The following is a 14,944-nucleotide window of genomic DNA, read 5'->3' as shown; positions in this document are numbered from 1 at the left end:
GGCGGGTCAGGGCAGCGGACGCCTCGCGCGCAGGGTGACGGCGGTCAGGACCGCCACCGCGGCGGTGAGGAGGGCGCCGATGAGGGCGGCGGTGGTGACCCCGGCGGTGTAGGCGGTGTGGGCCGCGTCGAGCAGGGCGGCGCCCGCGGGGCCCGCGGTCTCCCGTGCCGCCGCGACGGCGCCGGTGACCGTTTCGGTGGCCGCCTGGCCGGTGCCCGCCGGCGCGAGGCCGGTCATGGTGGTGCGATAGGCGGCGCTCGCGACGGTGCCCAGGACGGCGATGCCGAGCGCCCCGCCGAGCTCGGTACTGGTCTCGGCGATCCCGGACGCCGTCCCGGCGCGTTCGGGGGGCGCCGTGGACAGCACCAGGGAGTTGGCGATCGTGGCGGTGATCCCGACGCCGAAGGTGAGGACCGTGTACCCGGCGAGGAACACCCACAGCCCGGTACCCGGCCCGAGGGTGGCGACGATCCCGAAGCCGGCCGCGGCGGCCAGCAGCCCGCAGGTCAGCAGCGGCGCGGGGGAGACCCTGGCGGCGAGCGCGGCGGCGGCCCCCGCGCCGGCGAAGGTGCCGGCGAAGGTCGGCGCCGCCCACAGCGCGGCCTGCAGCGGCGTGAGACCGTGCACGGTCTGCATGAACGTGAACGCGAGGACGCCCAGGCCCACGGTCGCCATCGCCACGACCGCGCTCGCGCCGACCGCGGCGGAGAAGGCGCGGACGCGGAACAGCGAAAGGTCGATCAGCGGGTGCGCGGCCCGCCGCTGGCGCGCGAGGAACACCGCCGCCGCGCCGGCCCCGGCGAGCGCCGCGCCGGCGGCGACGAGCCCGAAACCGTGCCCGGCCACCTGCTTCAGGGCGTAGACCAGGCTCAGGATCGCCACCAGCGAGGTGACCACGCCGAACACGTCGAACCCGGCCCGCGCCGGATCCCGCGACTCGGCCAGCAGGAACGGCGCCGCCACGAGGAGCAGGACCATCACCGGGACGTTGATCAGGAACACCGAGCCCCACCAGAAGTGCTCCAGCAGCACGCCGCCGACGACCGGCCCGGCCACCGCGCCGCCGGAGAACGCGACGGTCCACGCCCCCACCGCCGCGCGCCGCTGGGCCTCGTCGGCGAACATCCCCCGGATCAGGGACAGCGTCGAGGGGGCGAGGGTCGCCCCGCCGATCGCCAGCGCGGCCCGGGCGAGGATGAGCAGCTCCGGGGTCGGCGCGTAGGCGAGCGCCACCGAGGCGGCCCCGAACAGCGCCGCGCCGGCCAGGAGCAGTCGCCTGCGCCCGACACGGTCCCCGAGGCCGCCCATCGTGATGAGCAGGCCGGCCATGACGAAGCCGTAGACGTCCATCGCCCACAGCCACTGGGTGGCACTGGGCCGCAGCGTCTCGGCGATCACCGGCGCCGCGACGAACAGCACGGAGATGTCCATCGAGGTCAGCAGCGCGGGAAGCAGCAGCACGAGCAGGCCGGCCCAGGTGCGGAGGGTGGCCTTGGGAGTGGTCGGCATGGGGGCGATCGTACGTACGTACAAATCGAGGGTCAAGACGTACGTACGTTCAAATGCTAGGGTGGTGGGCATGAGCCAACGCGAGGACCTGCTGGCCGGGGCCAAGAAGTGCCTGATCGAGAAGGGGTACCACCGGACCACCGCGCGGGACATCGCCGCGGCCTCCGGGGCGCATCTGGCGTCGATCGGCTACCACTTCGGGTCCAAGGACGCCCTGATGAACATAGCCGCCCTGGAAGCCCAGGCGGAGTGGGGCGACATGATCGAGGCGGTGGTGCGCGCCGCAGGCGACGCCGGCCCGTCGCAGCGGCTGCGGATCGGCCTGGACGAGCTGGTGGCCGCCCTGCCCCGGCAGCGCGAGCTCATCGTGGCGAGCGCGCAGGCCTACGCCCAGGCGCAGTTCGCCGACGACATCCGGGTGCCGCTCACCGAGGCGGCCGAGGAGGGGCGCGTCCAGTTGGCCGCCATGGTCCTGGGCGCCGCCGCCGCGGACGTCGACGCCGGTACGGCTCGCGGCCTGGGCTCCGTGGTGCACGCGCTGATCGTCGGCCTGGCGTTCCAGTCACTCCTGGACCCCGGCTCCCTGCCTACCGGCGAGCAGATCCTCCATGCCCTGCACACCCTGGCCCACGAGGAACAGAACGACTGACCCACCCCCGCCTCAGGCGAGCCGACCACCCTCAGCGACGTCGGGCGCGTGGGGGCGTCGGTCGGGGGCGCCGATCGCCCAGGGGACGCCGGGCGCGCGGGGATTCCGGGCGTTCGGGGGCCAGGGCGGGCGGGGGTTCCAGGGCGGGTGGGGGACGCCGGGTGGGCGGGGAATGTCGTACGGTCGGGGCATGGGGTTCCGGGCCGTGATCCGTGTCGGGGGGAGAGCGGTCACGCGTCCGCGGGTGGTGGACGCGGTGCTGGTCGTCGCGGCCTGCGGCGCCGTGGTGCCGCTGCTCGGCGCAGTGTCGGGGCCGGCGCTGACAGCCGTGGTCGCGCTGTGGGTCGCCGCCGCGCTGACGCTGTCCGGGTGGCGCGCCAGGCCGGTTCCCGTGACCGCGGCGACCGTCGCCGCCGACCTGGCGGCGCTGCCGCTGTTCCTCTCCGCGAACGTGCCGCCGCCGCTGCTGGCGGGCCTGCCCGCCACCGTCGCGCTCTACGGGCTCGGCCGGTACGGGTCGCGGCGCGCCGCGTGGTCCATGGGCGGCGCGGCCGTCGCCGCCTACTTCGCCGCCGCGCTGGCGCTCGGCCACGGCAACCAGATCGGCGTCGCCTGCCAGGTCGTGGCCGCCGTCGTGGTCGGCCGGCTGTTCCGGCTGCGGTGGCGGCTCAGGGAGCGCAGGGCGCGGCAGGCGGCGCAGGACGCCGTGCGCGCCGAGCGGCGCAGGATCGCCCGGGAGCTGCACGACGTCGTGGCCCACCACATCACCGTGATCAACGTCCTGGTGGGTGCCGGCCGTACGACGATGGCGTCCGACCCGGCGGGCGCGGAGGAGGCGTTCCTGACCGCCGAGCGGACCGGGCGGGCGGCCATGGCCGAAATGCGCCAGCTGTTGCGGGTGCTGCGGGCCGACGAGGCCGACAAGGCCGACAAGGCCGACAAGGTCGGCGAGGTCGGTGATGCGGACGGCACGGGTCCCGCCGGAGCCCTGGACGGCCGGGGCGCCGGCGCGGCGCAGCTCGGCGCGCTGGTCGAGCGGGCGGCGGCGGCCGGGGCGCCGGTCGCCCTGGAGGTCACGGGCACCGCCGTGCCGCTTCCTGCGGCCGTCGACCACGCCGTCTACCGGGTCGTTCAGGAGGCGCTGACCAACATCCGCAGGCACGCCCCGGGCGCCAGGGCCGGGGTACGGGTGGCCTACCTGCCGGGAACGGTCGAGGTGGAGGTGCTGGACGACGGGACGGCACGCCCGGAGCCCGAAGCCGGGGGCGGCTTCGGGCTGAGCGGCATGGCCGAGCGGGTGGCGTTGTGCGGCGGGGTGCTGCACGCCGGCCCGCGGCCGGGGGAGGGGTTCCGGGTGTACGCCACGATCCCCGTCCCGGAGCGGGAGGAGGCCGGCGGGCGCACCGGACGATCAGGCTGACCTCACGCGTCACGCCGGCGCAGCAGGTACGCCGCGCCCGCCAGGGCCACCGCGATCCACAGGCAGAAGACGCCGAACCCGGTCCACGGCGCGAGCCCTCCGGCCGTCTCCGGCGACATCACCCGCATCCCGGCGACACTCGTCACGTACGGCATGAGCCGCGCCCCGGTGCCCCCGGGGATGACGCCGACGAGCTGCGGCAGCAGGAACAACGTCACCGTGACGGCCACGATGCCGCCCGCCGTGTGCCGCACCAGCGCGCCGAGCGCGAGCCCGAACACGCCGGAGCCGGTGATGTAGAGCGCGCAGCCGCCCACGATGCGCAGGACGCCGGGCTCGCCGAGCCCCGTCCCGTACGGGCCGAGCACGACCTGGCCGACGAAGAACGTCGCGAAGCAGGTCAGCAGGCTCACGGTGAGGGAGAACACGGTGAACACGGCGGTCTTGGCCGCCAGCATCCGCATCCGGCGCGGCACCGCGAGCAGGGTGGTGCGGATCATGCCGGTGCGGTACTCGCCGCTGATCGCCAGCACGCCCAGCGACGCGACCATCAGGGAGGCGACCGGGGCGCCGCCCAGGGTGAGCAGGGCCGGGTCGATCATGGGGTGCCGGTCCGCCTGCCCCCGCGCGGCGGCGGCGTTCAGGTAGCCGAAGCCGATCATGACGATGACGACGCCGAGCATCGTCCACACGGTGGACCGTACCGTGCGCAGCTTGGTCCACTCCGAGAGCATGACCCCGCTCATGACCGGTCCGCCGCGAACTCGGTGTCGGCCTGGGTGAGCTCCATGTAGGCGGACTCCAGGCTCGGTTCCACCTCGACGAGTTCGTGCAGGGGTATCCCGGCCGCCGCGGCGGTCTCGCCGACCGATCCCGCCGTCGTGCCGGTGACCCGTACGTGGTCGCCGTGTGTCGTGACGTGGCCCTGCGGTAACAGCGGGACGAGCCGGGCGAGTTCGGGGGACCGCACCCGGACGTGACGCCGGGAACTGCGCCCGATGAACGCGTCCACACTGGAGTCCGCGATCAGCCGGCCCTTCCCGATGACGACGAGGTGATCGGCCGTCTGCGCCATCTCGCTCATCAGGTGGCTGGAGACGAAGACGGTCCGCCCCTCGGCGGCCAGGCGGCGCATGAGCGTGCGGATCCACAGGATGCCCTCGGGGTCGAGCCCGTTGACCGGCTCGTCGAACAGCAGGACCTCGGGGTCGCCCAGCAGCGCCCCGGCGATGCCCAGCCGCTGCGACATGCCGAGCGAGAACCCGCCGATCCGCCGGTCGCCCACCTGGCCGAGCCCGACCAGGTCGAGCATCTCGCCGACCCGGGAGACCGGCAGCCTGTTGCTCTGCGCGAGGTACAGCAGGTGGTTGCGGGCCGTACGCCCGCCGTGCACCGCCCGGGCGTCCAGCAGCGCGCCCACCCGGCGGAGCGGTTCCCTGAGCTCCACGTACGGCCGGCCGCCGATGAGGGCGTGCCCCCTGGTGGGCCGGTCCAGCCCGAGGACCATCCGCATCGTGGTCGACTTTCCCGCGCCGTTAGGACCGAGGAACCCGGTCACCCGGCCGCTTTCCACCGTGAAGGAGAGCCCGTCCACGGCCGAGGTCGAACCGTAGCGTTTCGTGAGATCCACTGTCGTAATCACATTCCCAGCCTCGCCGCCGTCCCGTCCCGGAACCTCCTCCGGCGGCACGGTTCGCGCACTGGGAGCGGCGGGCGGGACCGGTAGGAGCGTGCTCCCAGACCACCGGTTTGACGTGAGATAGTTAGACGTCGTACTGTCTGGCACAAAACTACTGGATGGAGGGAACATGCCGGACACCGAAGCGGTGCTGACGCGGGCCGACCGGGCCGAGCGCCTCGGCGAGGGGCCCAACGGCACCTGGCTGCTGGCGGACGCCGACGAGACGGGCGGGGTGATGAACGCGGTCCGCACCACGCTGGGACCGGGCACCGACGGCCCGCCGCCGCATTACCACGAGGAGTCCCCGGAGCTGTTCTTCATGCTGGACGGCGCGCTCCGGATGCTGACCGGCGACCGGATCGTCACGATCGGGAGGGGTGACTTCCTCCTCGTGCCGCCGCGCATGACGCACGCGTGGGGGACGCCGGACGACACCGGCGCGGATGTGCTCATCATCAAGGCGCCGGCGAACAACCGCTTCGACTACTTCCGGCTGGCCGACCGCGTCCGCCGGGGCGAGGCGAGCCCGCGGGAGATCCTGGAGACGCAGGAGCGCTTCGACAACCACTTCGTGGACAGCCCGCTCTGGCGGCGGGCGACCGCGTCCGGGGGCGGGCGGGTCAACCTGGTCGACCTGTGAGGGACGCCGCCGGAGGCCGTCGGATTACTTTGTAAAGGCGCCCGCCCGGATCGTCATGCCGCCGGGTCCGGCCCGCCTGCGGGGAGCGGGGCGAGCCGGGCCCGGCCGGAGATCACCGGAGCAGGACCTGCGCCTCCCTGGATCCGGCCGGGCCGTAACGCTTGATCGCCAGACTGCGCGGGGGCAGGGCGAACGCCTTCAGCACGCCCTCCACGGCGGCGAACAGCCGATCGACATCCGGGCCGCGCAGGAACATGGTGACGACCCTTGACCTGTTGTCGGCGTGGTGGCCGTCCCACGCGCCGGCTCCGGTGTTCTCGGCGACCCGCCGGAGCGCGTGTTCGATGGCGCCCAGGGGGGTGTAGTGCGCACGCCACTCGCCGACCGGAATCTTGATCGCCAAGAACTGGTCGTTGTGGGATTGGTCACCTTCCTCCTGGGGCGCCAGGTTCGAGTTGTATAATGACCTACGCCCGTGGAGCAACATTGCGCCATTGTGCCAGCCGTTTCGGCCGCCAACAAGAGGAAATTCGGGCAGTTGGCTCCGGGATTCTCTCAGGAGCGCGACAGGCGATCGGCCTGGCGGATCGGCTCGGGCAACCGGTAGTGCGGGGCCAGGCGGAGCACATGCGCGCAGGCGTTGCCGAGACCGACGCGATGCCCCTGGGAGACGTAGACCGGCTTGACGCCGTCACGGGTGCGCAACGCCCGTCCCACCACGTCACCGTCCAGCACGATCGGGGTCCACGAACCGCGTCCCGGCGCGGGATCCTCGTGCCGCCCGACGAAGGCGGTCTTGGCCACGCCGACGGTCGGCAGCCCGGTCAGCACGCCGAGATGGCAGGCGAGGCCGAACCGCCGCGGATGGGCCAGGCCGTACCCGTCGCACACCAGCAACTGCGGCGCCACCCGCAACCCCTCCAGCGCGGCCAGCAGCGGCGGCAGCTCCCGGAACGCGAACAACCCCGGCACGTACGGGAACCGCGCCCGCTCCCGCACCACCGCCCGGTCCACGACCTCCAGCGTCCCGGCGTCGAGCACCACGACGGCCCCGGTGACCTCGTCACCCGCGGCCGCGTACCCGACGTCCAGCCCGGCGACGAACTCCACCTCCGCCGGCCCGGGATCGGTGAGATCCACCAGCGGGCGCAGCCGCTCCTGTACGGCTTCCGCCTCGGGGATCGTGCTCGGCCAGTCCACCGGGAAAGCCTAGTGCCCGCCGCTCAGTTGATTCTCAGGCCGTGCTGGGACCGCGTCCGGGACACCGGGCCGGGGCTGCTCTCCCGGGCGGCCGAGGCGGGGGAGCGCAGCGCGCTGGGGGCGCCGAGCGCGCGGGAGATGCCGCGGGCGCTGGCGCGTACCGCCGGGACGAGCGTCTGGGCCCGGCGGTCGTGGCCGGGCACGACGATCGACACGGCGGCGACCACCGAGTCGTCCGGGCCGTGGATCGGCGCGGCCACCGACAGCGCGAACAGCTCCACCTGCCCGTCGCTGACCGCCGTGCCGGTCCGGCGCACGTCGGCGAGCGCCCGGCGCAGCCGCGGCCCCGAGCAGATCGTCCGCTCGGTGAAGCGGCGCAGCGGTCCCGCGATGGCCCGCTCCTGCACCTCGGGATCGGCGTAGGCGAGCAGGACCAGCCCCACGCCGGTCGCGTGCGCGGGGAAGCGGCCCCCGACCCGGGTGAAGACGTGCACCGCGTCCCGGCCGGACAGGCGCTCCAGAAAGATCACCTCAAGCCCGTCGAGCACGGCGAGCTGCACGTTCTGGTGGGTCGCCTCATAGAGGTCCTCCAGGAACGGCAGCGCGGCCTCGCGCAGCCCCGGCCCGCGCGGCGCGAGCGCGCCGACCTCCCACAACCGCAGGCCGATCCGGTAGATCCCCTGGTCGTCGCGTTCGAGGGCGCCCCAGCGGACCAGCTCGCCGGCCAGCCGGTGCGCCGTCGCGGGCGGCAGCCCGGCATGCCTGCTGAGCTCGGTCAGCGACATGGAGCTGCGCTCCGGCGCGAACGCCCCCAGGATGCCGAGCGCCCGCTGGGTCACCGAGGGCCTGCTCGGGCCGGCGTGCCCCATAGCCGCCTCCACCTGTCTCATGCGTGCTCTGGAGTTTAGGACGCTCCGGCCGGCGCGGTCACCGCCGCGGCCCGGCCCGGAGGTCACAGATCCAGCACGAGCCGCGGAGTCCGCGAACGGGACACGCAGATCATCATCACGTCGCAGCCCGCCCGCTCCTCCTCGGTGAGGACCGAGTCGCGATGGTCGGGGACGCCGGCCAGCACGCCCGTCTCACAGGTGCCGCAGGTGCCCTCCCGGCAGGAGGACAACACCCCCAGCCCGGCCGCCTCCACCGTCTCCAGGATCGACGCGCCCGCAGGCACCGCCAGCACCCGCCCGCTGCCGGCCAGCTCCACCTCGAACGCGTCCCTCGGCCCGTCATCCGGGCGCGCGGTGAAACGCTCCGTCCGCAGCGAGCCCGCCGGCCACCGGGCACAACGCTCCTCGACCGCGGCCAGCAGCGGTTCCGGGCCGCAGCAGTACACCAGCGTGTCCGGCGCGGGATCGGCGAGCAGGGCGTCGAGGTCGAGCAGCCCGGTCTCGTCCTGCGGCCACACGTCCACCCGCCCGCCGCCCGCACCCGGCCCGCCGAGTTCGCCTGCTCCGTCGAGTTCGCCCGGTCCGCGGAGGTCGCCGAGTTCGCCGAGTTCGCCGAGTTCGCCGAGTTCACGGAGATACGCCATGGACGCGCGCCGCCGCCCGCCGTACACGAGCCGCCACTCCGCGCCCGCCGCCCGCGCCGCCGCGACCATCGGCAGGATCGGGGTGATGCCGATGCCGCCGGCGATGAACAGGTAACGCCGGGACGGCAGCAGCGGGAAACGGTTGCGCGGGCCGCGGGCGGCCAGCCGTACGCCGGGCGCGAGACGGTCGTGCACCCAGGACGAGCCGCCCCGCCCGGCGGCCTCGCGCAGCACGGCCACCCGCCAGACGGCGGAGTCGGCGGGGTCCCCGCACAACGAATACTGCCGGACCAGACCCGGTCCGTCGCCGGGTCCGTCGCCAGGTCCGTCGGGGGATTCGCCGTCGGGGCCGTCGCCGGGGCCGAGCAGCAGGTCGACGTGGGCGCCCGGCTCCCAGGCCGGGAGCGGCCCGCCGCCGGCGGAGCGCAGCGTCAGCTCGACGACGTCCTGCGCCACCTCCCGCCGCCCGGCCACCACGACCTGGGTCACCGTCTCACCGGCCGTCCCCGTCGCCGTCCCGGTCGCCGCTGTGGTGGTCGTGGCGGCGGTCACGGGGCGCCCGTCCCGTGGTCGGGGTGGGCGAGGAGCCAGCGCCAGATCTCGACCGGATCCTCCGCCCGGCCCTCCGCCTCGCAGTGGCAGACGCCGACCAGCAGGTCGGAACCGGGCTCCCAGATCACCCGGAAGGTACCCGAGCCGCTCATGACGTCCCGGTCATCCGCGCGAGCAGGCGGCGCGCGGCGAGGCCGCCGGTGTCGATGTTGATGCTGAGCTCCTGGTAACCCTCCGGCTCGGCGGCGATGACCTTCTCCAGCAGGTCCAGCGCGGTCACGTCCTGCAACACGACGGTCCGGTTGCTCTCGGCGAGGAACGCCGAGACCTTCTCGTCCTCCAGGGCGAAGTCCCGGGCGACCATCCAGAAGTCGTGCGTGCTGGTCTCGGTCTCCGGCGTGATCGCGTAGACGATCTCGGCGTGGAAGGCGCCGCCGTCGTCGCCGTCGGGACCCGGCTCGACGCCGGTCGGCGCGATCCGGCTGTGCAGCAGGTACAGGCAGGGCAGGTGGTACTCGATGTCCTGCCAGCGGTCGATGCGGCCCCGGATGCCGGTGGACTCGGCATAGAAGGACGGGCACTCGACGTCCTTCATCCGCCGCCGCACGCGCACGACGCCGCCCTCCTCGTCGACCTCGGTGGTGATCGGCGTCTGCGCCACCTCCGGGGTGCCGATGTAGCCGGCGTGCAGGTAGGTCTCGTGCGACAGGTCCATCAGGTTGTCCACCAGGAGCTGGTAGCGCGCGGCGAGCGGCTCCAAGCCGCGCACCGTGACGTAGCCGGGCGAGTCCAGCCACGGGGCGCGCGGGACGGCGGTCGCGTCGGCCCGCGCGGCGTCCCCGATCCACACCCACACCAGCGAGTCCCGTTCCACGACCGGGTAGGCCGGGACGCGGGCGGTGCGCGGGATGCGGGTCTGGCCGGGGACGGCCACGCAGGTGCCGTCCGGGTCGTAGGTGAAGCCGTGGTAGCCGCAGACGATCCGGTCGCCGTCCCGGTTGCTCTCCGACAGCGGGTAGCGGCGGTGGACGCAGCGGTCGGCCAGCGCCACCGCCTTCCCGGCGGAGGTGCGGTAGAAGACGAGCGGCTCGCCGCAGATCGTCCTGGCGAGCAGGCCGTCGCCGAGCTCCTCTCCGTACGCGGCGACGTACCACTGGTTCCGCGCGAAAGTCATGGCACCCAGCTCCTGGTGACATCGGGGGGATGGTGTGAGCCGACTCTCACGCACCGCCCGACGGCGCGGCCACCCGACTTCCGCCTGATGGAACCGTTACAGCTCGGGGCAGGCGTTGGCCAGGTCGCCCGAGGCGGGACGGGGCAGGGTCGCGCTCGGCCGGGGCGCGACGCCCTTGACGGCCCAGCGGTCCAGCGAGTCGAACGCCTCCCGGAAGCAGGGCAGCAGCGGCCGGAGCCGGTCCGGATAGGCGTCGTAGAGACCGTCCACGTGGGTGCCGCCCTCGATCCGGTAGTAACGGTGCTCGCCCGCCCTGCCCCTGCTCCGGATCATGGCCGCGTAGGGGTCGGAGCTGAGCGAGATGGGCAGCAGCACGTCGAGGGTGCCGTGCAGGGTGATCAGCGGCTTGGAGATCCTGCCGGTGAGCGCGATCTTCGACACCGCCTTCCCGACCGAGCGCGGCCGGGCCGCGTAGTCGTAGTCGGCGTCGCAGGCCGGGGTGCCCGGCGCGCAGAACGGCGTGCCCGCCTCGGTCGCGCCGTCGAAGGCCGGATCGACCTCCTCACGGTAGATCCGCTGGGTCAGGTCCCAGTAGGTCTTGTAGTGGTAGTCCCACAGGAACTCCGAGTCCGCGGGGAAGCCCGCCGCCACCATGCGGTCGCGTGCGGCCCGGTCGCCGCCGGCCGCGAGCGGGTAGTCGCGCAGCGTGCCGGGCAGGTAGGTGAGCAGGTTGGGCCCCTTCTCCCGCCACAGGGTGCCCTCGGCGTCCAGGCCGCCGTCGTACAGCCAGGCGCGGTTCTCCAGCTGCCAGCGGACCAGGTAGCCGCCGTTGGAGATGCCGGCGGCGTAGGTGCGGCCCGGCTGCCTGCCGTACCGCTGGGCGACCACGGACTTCGCGGCCACGGCGAGCTGGGTGAAGCGGTCGTTCCACTCGGCGATGGCGTCGCCGGGCGTCTTGCCGTCCTGGTAGAACTGCGCGCCGCTGTTGCCCTTGTCGGTGGAGGCGAACGCGTAGCCCTTGGCCAGCACCCAGTCGGAGATGGTGAAGTCGTTGGCGTACTGGCCGCGCACGCCCGGCGCGCCGGAGACGATCAGGCCGCCGTTCCATTTCTCCGGCAGCCGGATCACGAACTGCGCGTCGTGGTTCCAGCCGTGCCGGGTGTTGAAGGTGGAGGTGTCGGGGAAGTAGCCGTCGAGCTGGATCCCGGGGACCCCGCTCGGGCTGTCGGCGTTCGCCGGGTGCAGGCCCGCCCAGTCGGCGGGTATGGTGTGGCCGCTCGCCACCGTTCCGGTGGTGGTCAGGTCGGCCAGGCAGGCGCTCACCTGCCGCTCGGCCCCGGGCACCGTGATCCGGTCCTGCCGGGCACAGGCTGCGGGCGCGGCGGCGGAGGCCGGGGGCGCGGTCAGAAGTACGGCGCCGGCGGCCACGGCGGTCATGGCGGCCAGCAGATGACGCTTGGACGACATCCAGGTTCCCATCGTGTTACGCACGTCACATGAATGGCGTCATCCTGCTCCTGTGTGGCGGCGCGGACCATGGAGCCGGCGGACACTATTCCCAAGATCATTATGGAGTGGGCCGCCTGATCCTCCCGGCCCCGTCCTACCGGTGAATCGCGCGCTTCGCCCGTGGTGACCACGTATCTTCCGGCGAGGCGGCCGGACGAGTGGTGTGGGTCACACTCCTATGCGGCCGTCGGAATGTGTGGCCGGGACACATAGTTCGCGATCTGCGGACGACCTATCGTTCCCGGGCACGGCGGCCTGGCGTGAGCGCTGGGCCGGCGCGGACCCGAGATGGTGAAGGAGGGGTGCATGACGGCGTTGACGCCGATCCTGTCGGCCCGGGGACTGGCCAAGGAGTTCCGGGGCTTTCGCGCCGTCGACGGTGTCGATCTCGATGTCGCCGAGGGCAGCGTGCACGCGCTCGTCGGGCCGAACGGCGCGGGCAAGACGACGCTGTTCAACCTGCTGACCGGGTTCCTGAAACCCACCGCGGGACGGATCACGCTCGGCGACCGCGACCTGACCGGCAAGCCGCCGGAGCAGGTGGCGCGGCTGGGCGTGGCGCGGTCCTTCCAGATCACCAGCCTCTTCGCGCAGATGACCCCGCGCGAGCACGTGGAGCTGGCACTGGCCTCCGGCACCGGGCTCGGCTGGCGCTTCTGGCGCTCGGACCGGCTGCTGGCCGCCAAGCGGGACCGTGCGATGGAGCTGCTGGACCGGGTCGGGCTCGCCGGCTACGCCGAGGTGCCCGCCGGATCGCTGGCCTACGGCCGCAAACGGGCCCTGGAGCTCGCGCTGGCGCTGGCCCTTGACCCCAAGGTGCTGCTGCTGGACGAGCCGACCGCGGGCATGGGCGTGGAGGACATCGACCGCACGGTCGAGCTGGTGCGGAGCGTGCGCGCCGGCCGCACGGTCGTGCTGGTCGAGCACAACATGAGCGTGGTGTCCAGGCTCGCCGACCGGGTCACCGTGCTGCAGTTCGGCCAGGTGCTGGTCGAAGGCCCGTACGCCGAGGTGCGGCGGGACCCCCGAGTGATCAACGCTTACCTGGGAGATGCCGATGCTCCGCATTGACGGCCTGTCCGCCTGGTACGGAGAGGCCAGGGCGCTGGACGACGTCTCCATCGAGGTGGCCGCCGGCGAGGTGGTCACGCTGGTCGGCCGCAACGGCGCCGGCAAGACGACCCTGCTGCGCAGCGTGATGGGCCTGGGCGGCTCCGGCCTGCGGGTCAGCGGGGACGTCACCTTCCTCGACGCGGGCATCGCCGCCCTGCCCGCGCACCGCAGGGCCAGGGCGGGACTCGGCTACGTGCCCGACGACCGCGGCATCTACGCCACGCTCAGCGTGGAGGAGAACCTGACCCTCCCGCCGCGCGTCGGCCCCGACCCGTGGTCCCTGGCCAAGGTCTACGAGACCTTCCCCCAGCTGCGCGAACGCCGCAGGTTCCCCGGCACCAAGCTGTCCGGCGGCGAGCAGCAGATGCTCGCGCTGGCCCGGGTGCTGCGGATGGGGGCCCGGCTGCTGCTGTGCGACGAGCCGACCGAGGGGCTGTCCCCGCTGATCGTGCAGCAGATCGGCGACATCCTGCGCGCCGTCAAGGCCCAGGGCGTGACGGTCCTGCTCATCGAGCAGAACGTGCACTTCGCGTCCTCCGTGGCCGACCGGCACTACCTGATCGCCGAAGGCCGCATCGTCGAATCGCTCGGCAACGCGGAGGTCAAGTCCCGCGAGCACGAGCTCCTCGCATACCTCGGAATCTGAACCCCCCAAGGAGACGGAAATGACACACCGCGTCACAAAGGCCGCCGCACTGTCCGTGTCGGCGATCCTGCTCGCCGCCGGCTGCGGCGGCGGCCCCGGCGGCGGCGGGGGCAAGTTCAGCGACGACGGCATCACCCTCGCGGTGCTCAACGACCAGTCCGCGATCTACGCCGACCTGTCCGGCAAGAACAGCGTCGAGGCCGTCAAGATGGCCATCGAGGACTTCAAGGCGAAGTACGGCGACAAGGCCGTCGTACAGAAGATCGACGTCGTGTCGGCCGACCACCAGAACAAGCCGAACATCGCCAACTCCAAGGCCCAGGAGCTGTACGACCGGCAGAAGGCGGACGTCATCCTGGACGTGCCGACCTCCTCGGCCGCGCTCGCGGTGGCCAACGTCGCCAAGGCGAAGAAGAAGCTCTACATCAACATAGGCGCGGCCACCACCGAACTCACCGGCGCCCAGTGCAACAAGTACACCTTCCACTGGGCCTACGACACCTACATGCTGGCCCAGGGCACGGGGGACACCGTGACCAAGGAAGGCGCCAAGGACTGGTACATCGTCTACCCGGACTACGCCTTCGGCCAGGACATGGAGAAGAGCTTCTCCACCGCCATCAAGGGGGCCGGCGGCAACATCGTGGCCAGCGACCCCACGCCGTTCCCCAACGACAACTTCTCCACCTTCCTGATCAAGGCGCCGGGGCTGAGCCCGAAGCCGGCGGTGCTGGGCACCATGCAGGCCGGCGGTGACCTGGTCAACCTCGTCAAGCAGTACAACGAGTACAAGCTGCGCGACAAGGGCATCGGGCTGGCCGTCGGGCTGATGTTCATCACCGACATCCACTCCCTCGGCCCGGACGCCCTGGCCGGCACCACGTTCACCGACGCCTGGTACTGGAACGCGGACCCGGCCAACCGCGCCTGGGCCGACAAGTTCCAGCAGCGCACCGGCACCCGGCCCTCCTTCGCGCACGCGGCCAACTACTCCGCCGCCCTGCAGTACCTGGAGGCCGTGCAGCGCACCGGCACCGACAACTCCGACGAGATCGTCAAGGCGCTGGAGAACTACAAGTTCGAGGACGTCTTCGCCAAGAACGGCGAGGTGCGCGCCGCGGACCACCGCATGATCCACGACGTCTACCTGGCCGAGGTCAAGCCGGCCAAGGACGTCGCGGAGCCGTGGGACTACGAGAAGATCATCAAGACGATCCCGGCGGCCGAGGCGTTCAAGCCGCTGTCGCAGAACACCTGCAAGTTCTGACCCCGCCCGGGCACGGCCGGACCGGCCCCGGCTGTGACCCGTCCACCCCT

16 protein-coding genes are annotated in these 14,944 nt (G+C 72.9%); 6 read left to right on the top strand and 10 right to left on the bottom strand.

The features are described from left to right. Window positions 1-6 precede the first annotated feature (6 nt). On the bottom strand, window positions 7-1,509 hold the full coding sequence (locus QSK26_RS10470) for an MFS transporter (protein ID WP_285774845.1): 1,503 nt from the start codon (window positions 1,507-1,509) through the stop codon (window positions 7-9). Window positions 1,510-1,579: 70 nt separating this feature from the next. On the opposite strand from QSK26_RS10470, the gene QSK26_RS10465 reads away from it, so the two are divergent. Together QSK26_RS10465 and QSK26_RS10460 are read left to right on the top strand one after the other, a co-directional pair. Then, a complete protein-coding gene (locus QSK26_RS10465; protein ID WP_285774844.1) occupies window positions 1,580-2,158 on the top strand; it encodes a TetR/AcrR family transcriptional regulator in 579 nt (192 codons plus the stop codon). A 190-nt stretch (window positions 2,159-2,348) separates the two neighbouring features. Further along, window positions 2,349-3,578, top strand: coding sequence for a sensor histidine kinase (locus QSK26_RS10460; protein ID WP_285774843.1), 1,230 nt, complete (start codon window positions 2,349-2,351; stop codon window positions 3,576-3,578). Window positions 3,579-3,580: 2 nt separating this feature from the next. Here QSK26_RS10460 and QSK26_RS10455 read toward each other — a convergent pair whose 3' ends face one another. Both QSK26_RS10455 and QSK26_RS10450 read right to left on the bottom strand, forming a co-directional pair. Then, entirely contained in the window at window positions 3,581-4,324 is a 744-nt protein-coding gene (locus QSK26_RS10455; protein WP_285774842.1) for an ABC transporter permease, read from the bottom strand. After that, the gene (locus tag QSK26_RS10450) at window positions 4,321-5,220 is read right to left on the bottom strand and encodes an ATP-binding cassette domain-containing protein (protein ID WP_285774841.1); all 900 of its coding nucleotides are present in this window, start codon (window positions 5,218-5,220) and stop codon (window positions 4,321-4,323) included. Before QSK26_RS10450 ends, QSK26_RS10455 begins: the two co-directional genes overlap by 4 nt. Before the next feature lie 166 nt (window positions 5,221-5,386). On the opposite strand from QSK26_RS10450, the gene QSK26_RS10445 reads away from it, so the two are divergent. Beyond that, entirely contained in the window at window positions 5,387-5,899 is a 513-nt protein-coding gene (locus QSK26_RS10445) for a cupin domain-containing protein (RefSeq protein ID WP_285774840.1), read from the top strand. Between the two features lie 112 nt (window positions 5,900-6,011). Here QSK26_RS10445 and QSK26_RS10440 read toward each other — a convergent pair whose 3' ends face one another. The 7 genes from QSK26_RS10440 to QSK26_RS10410 all read right to left on the bottom strand — a co-directional run bounded on the left by QSK26_RS10440 (window position 6,012) and on the right by QSK26_RS10410 (window position 11,826). Then, the gene (locus tag QSK26_RS10440; RefSeq protein ID WP_285774839.1) at window positions 6,012-6,302 is read right to left on the bottom strand and encodes a hypothetical protein; all 291 of its coding nucleotides are present in this window, start codon (window positions 6,300-6,302) and stop codon (window positions 6,012-6,014) included. A 152-nt stretch (window positions 6,303-6,454) separates the two neighbouring features. Further along, window positions 6,455-7,099, bottom strand: coding sequence for a deoxyribonuclease V (gene nfi / locus QSK26_RS10435; protein WP_285774838.1), 645 nt, complete (start codon window positions 7,097-7,099; stop codon window positions 6,455-6,457). A gap of 23 nt (window positions 7,100-7,122) precedes the next feature. Continuing rightward, window positions 7,123-7,968 carry an IclR family transcriptional regulator gene (locus QSK26_RS10430; RefSeq protein WP_285774837.1) on the bottom strand — a complete coding sequence of 282 codons (846 nt, stop codon included), beginning with the start codon at window positions 7,966-7,968 and terminating at the stop codon, window positions 7,123-7,125. Window positions 7,969-8,051: 83 nt separating this feature from the next. Next, entirely contained in the window at window positions 8,052-9,185 is a 1,134-nt protein-coding gene (locus QSK26_RS10425) for a PDR/VanB family oxidoreductase (RefSeq protein WP_285774836.1), read from the bottom strand. Next, complete coding sequence (locus QSK26_RS10420) at window positions 9,182-9,337, bottom strand: hypothetical protein (RefSeq protein ID WP_285774835.1); 156 nt, start codon at window positions 9,335-9,337, stop codon at window positions 9,182-9,184. Before QSK26_RS10420 ends, QSK26_RS10425 begins: the two co-directional genes overlap by 4 nt. Then, window positions 9,334-10,359, bottom strand: a complete 1,026-nt coding sequence (locus tag QSK26_RS10415) for an aromatic ring-hydroxylating dioxygenase subunit alpha (RefSeq protein ID WP_285774834.1) — start codon at window positions 10,357-10,359, stop codon at window positions 9,334-9,336. The genes QSK26_RS10420 and QSK26_RS10415 overlap by 4 nt, the downstream gene beginning before the upstream one ends. 96 nt (window positions 10,360-10,455) lie before the next feature. Next, complete coding sequence (locus tag QSK26_RS10410; RefSeq protein WP_285774833.1) at window positions 10,456-11,826, bottom strand: 3-hydroxybutyrate oligomer hydrolase family protein; 1,371 nt, start codon at window positions 11,824-11,826, stop codon at window positions 10,456-10,458. Window positions 11,827-12,174: 348 nt separating this feature from the next. Between QSK26_RS10410 and QSK26_RS10405 the strand changes: the two genes are divergently transcribed. The 3 genes from QSK26_RS10405 to QSK26_RS10395 are packed head-to-tail and all read left to right on the top strand — an operon-like array spanning window position 12,175 to window position 14,894. After that, on the top strand, window positions 12,175-12,939 hold the full coding sequence (locus QSK26_RS10405; protein WP_285774832.1) for an ABC transporter ATP-binding protein: 765 nt from the start codon (window positions 12,175-12,177) through the stop codon (window positions 12,937-12,939). Next, window positions 12,926-13,627 carry an ABC transporter ATP-binding protein gene (locus QSK26_RS10400; protein WP_285774831.1) on the top strand — a complete coding sequence of 234 codons (702 nt, stop codon included), beginning with the start codon at window positions 12,926-12,928 and terminating at the stop codon, window positions 13,625-13,627. The genes QSK26_RS10405 and QSK26_RS10400 overlap by 14 nt, the downstream gene beginning before the upstream one ends. Window positions 13,628-13,646: 19 nt before the next feature. Next, complete coding sequence (locus QSK26_RS10395) at window positions 13,647-14,894, top strand: ABC transporter substrate-binding protein (RefSeq protein ID WP_285774830.1); 1,248 nt, start codon at window positions 13,647-13,649, stop codon at window positions 14,892-14,894. Window positions 14,895-14,944: the final 50 nt, after the last annotated feature.

Origin of the sequence: Microtetraspora sp. NBRC 13810 (assembly GCF_030268685.1) — a bacterium.
GTDB lineage: Bacteria > Actinomycetota > Actinomycetes > Streptosporangiales > Streptosporangiaceae > BSRQ01.
The sequence above is the reverse complement of the archived record's forward strand: the minus strand, read 5'-3'. Positions and strand labels throughout refer to the sequence as shown.